General features: G+C 69.9%; 2 protein-coding genes and 1 pseudogene. All 3 read right to left on the bottom strand.

Annotation, left to right across the window (positions count from 1 at the left end; genetic code table 11):
- Positions 1 to 43: 43 nt before the first annotated feature.
- A complete protein-coding gene (locus M1M07_RS32100; protein ID WP_248676744.1) occupies positions 44 to 1171 on the bottom strand; it encodes an NAD(P)/FAD-dependent oxidoreductase in 1128 nt (375 codons plus the stop codon).
- Positions 1172 to 1218: 47 nt separating this feature from the next.
- A complete protein-coding gene (locus M1M07_RS32105) occupies positions 1219 to 2172 on the bottom strand; it encodes a phosphotriesterase (protein ID WP_197252873.1) in 954 nt (317 codons plus the stop codon).
- A gap of 55 nt (positions 2173 to 2227) precedes the next feature.
- A pseudogene (locus M1M07_RS32110) lies at positions 2228 to 2850 on the bottom strand (phosphotriesterase); the annotation flags it as partial.

Raw genomic sequence — 2850 nt, forward strand, 5'->3', positions numbered from 1 at the left:
GGGTCGCGAGGATCTTCGCGATCTCGGGGTGCAGCGCCATGGGTCAGGCCTGTGCCTCGGCGACGGGCTGCTGGGAGGCCGGCTTCTGGCCCGGGAACACGTCGCTGACCTCGTCCTCGGTCCAGCCCTGCCGGGAGATGCGCTGCAGCTCGTCGGTGACAGGCTTGCGTTCGGCCTGGTACCGGGCCAGGGCCTCCTTGACGGAGCCGGCGTGGCGGAGGGCGTCGGTGAGGACACCGGCGTCGAGGATCGCCGAGTTCGCGCCCTGGCCCTGGTGGTGGAGCATGGAGTGGGCGGCGTCGCCGACGAGGACGACGGAGTCGGAGTGCCAGGTCTCGACGGGGTCGATGTCGTAGACACCGCGGACGTTGACCTTGTCCATGTCGAGGCCGGCGGTGATCGCGACGATGCGCTCGTCGAAGCCGTCGACGGTGGCGAGCATGTCCTCCTTGCTGACCTGCGGTGCCCAGTTGCTGTCGGGGCACAGGGCGGTGATGTCGAAGGAGACCTGGTTGCGGTGGCGCAGCGGCAGCAGGTACACCTTGGTGCCCTTGCCGATGTACATGCGCAGGTTGTCGTCGGTGACCATGCCGTGTGCGTCGGCGATGTCGATGACGGCGCGGTAGGCGCGTTCGCCGGAGAACACCGGTTCCTGGTCGCTGAACAGCTGCCGGCGGACGACGGATTTGATGCCGTCGGCGCCGACGACGAGGTCGGCTTCGACGGTGGTGCCGTTGGTGAAGGTGAGGGCGGCCTTGTCGCCGCGGTCCTCGATCGTCTCGAGCTTGTGGCCGAGCTTGACCATGCCCTCGGGCAGCACCCCGACGAGGGCGTCGATGAAGTCGCCGCGGTGGATCAGGTGGGTGTTCTTCTGGTCGCCGTGGGCGGGCCAGGTGTCCTTCATGATCGGATCGTCGGTGGCGGTGAGGATCTCGAAGTAGTCGCTGGGCGAGCTGACGTTGGCGATGGCGTCGAAGATCCCCCACTCGCGGAAGCGTTCCATGCTGGAGGGGCGCAGGCCGATGCCGGCGCCGACCTCGCGGATCTCGGTGGCCTGTTCGTAGACGGTGACGTGCGCGCCGAGCAGGCTCAGGGCCTTGGCGGCGGCGGCGCCGGCGTAGCCTGCGCCGACGATGGCGATGGTGAGGTTCTTCAGGTCGGAGGACTGCATGGGGGTCTCTCTCTGGGTGGGCGCGGCGATGCGCCGGAGGTGTGTGGTCAGGCCTGGATGGTGAGGAAGTCGGCGGGGTTCTCGACGAACAGCTTGGTGATGGTGGCGTCGTCGAGGCCGGCTTCGCGCAGGTCCGGGATGAGGTCTTCGAACAGGTAGTTCACGGTGTGCCCCTTGACGCCGGGCCAGCCGAGTGGGCTGCAGTTGGCGTCGACGCCGGCCAGGGCCTGATCGAGGTGGCCGGCGCCCAGGAAGCGGAGGAAGTGGTCGAGGCGCTGTCGGCGGGGGCGGGCCCAGAACGGCGGGTCCTCGAGTTCGGTTTCGTAGCCGAAGGTGTCGAATCCGACGCGGCCGCCCTGCTGGGCGATCCAGGTGTCGCGGGTCTTCTCGGAGTTGACGCCGTCGTCGGCGTGCCCGAACAGCACGCGGTGCAGGGGCAGGCCCTCTTCGGTGAAGATGGCGATGGCGTTCTCGGCGTCGATCGCGAGGTGGGTGAGGATCGGGACGCCGGTGTCGAGGGCGGCGCGGGCGGCGGCGCGGTAGATGCGCTTGTCGAGGTCGGTCATCTTGCCGCCGCGGCTGACACCGACCTTGATGACGCCGGCGCGGCTGCCGGTGTCGCCGATGCCGACGGTGATCTCGTGCACGAACTGGCGGGTCAGGTAGTCGACGTCGGCGCGTTCGAAGAACGGCAGCGCGGTGTCGCCGCCGACGAAGCCGGTGCAGGCGACGATGTGCACGCCGGTCTTGGCGGACAGCGACTTGTAGTAGTCGATGTCGCGGCCGTTGCAGATGCCGGTGACGTCGACGAAGGTGCCGCCGCCGTATTCGTGGAACTTGCGCAGCTTCGGGACGGTTTCCTCGTAGCGGACCTCGGGGGTCTTCCACCAGCGGGTGTCCAGTTCGGAGCCGGGCATGCCGTACCCGATGTGCTCGTGGATGGCGACGATGCCCAGTTCCTCGGGCGCGATCGGACCCAGGACGGTGTTCACTCTCGACACAACAATTCCCCTTCGGGACGAAGACTTCGGTGGTGGGTGGTCGGCGCTCGCGCGGTCAGCGCACGCCCAGCAGTTGCTGCGGGTTGGCGGTGAGGATGCGCTGCACGGTGTCGTCGGCGATGCCGGCCGCGGTCAGCTGCGGCACGAACCCGGTCAGCACGTGGCCGAAGGGCAGGTCCCGGGCGGGGTGGCCCTTCGCGACGCCGGTGGCGTTGGACGACAACAGGATCCGGTGACCGAGTCCGGCGTCGACGAGGTCGCGGACGAGGGCGGCGCGCTCCGTGTCGGAGATGTGCTCGTCGTCCTCGGTGCCGACATGGTCGAGGGCGAGGTAGGCGCCGCGGCGGGCGATCTCGGCGGGGACACCGGCGGCGACGGCGTCGCGGCGGTCCAGGCCGCCGACGACGATCCGGTCGGCGGGCAGGTTCTCGTCGAGGGCGATGTCGAGGTCGGCGACGGCGTCCTTGCCGTAGCGCAGCGACACGGCGACGCCGGTGTCGCGGCCGGCGCGGGCGGCGCCGCGGAACAGGCTCTCCTCGGTGGCGGTCATGCCGTCCGGGTTGGCGGCGGTGGCGACCAGGCCGGCGGGGCCGCGGCGCTCGACGCGGGGCACGACCATGCCCTCGGTGACCTCCTTGGTGAACAGGTCGGCGAACTTCTCCGCGGGCCACGGGGCTG

Source organism: Rhodococcus sp. HM1 (genome assembly GCF_023218075.1).
Taxonomy (GTDB): Bacteria; Actinomycetota; Actinomycetes; order Mycobacteriales; family Mycobacteriaceae; genus Rhodococcus.

Coding starts and splice junctions, on each gene's coding strand:
- M1M07_RS32100 (WP_248676744.1), bottom strand. CDS start 1,171: ATGCAGTCCTCCGACCTGAAGAACCTCACCATCGCCATCGTCGGCGCA.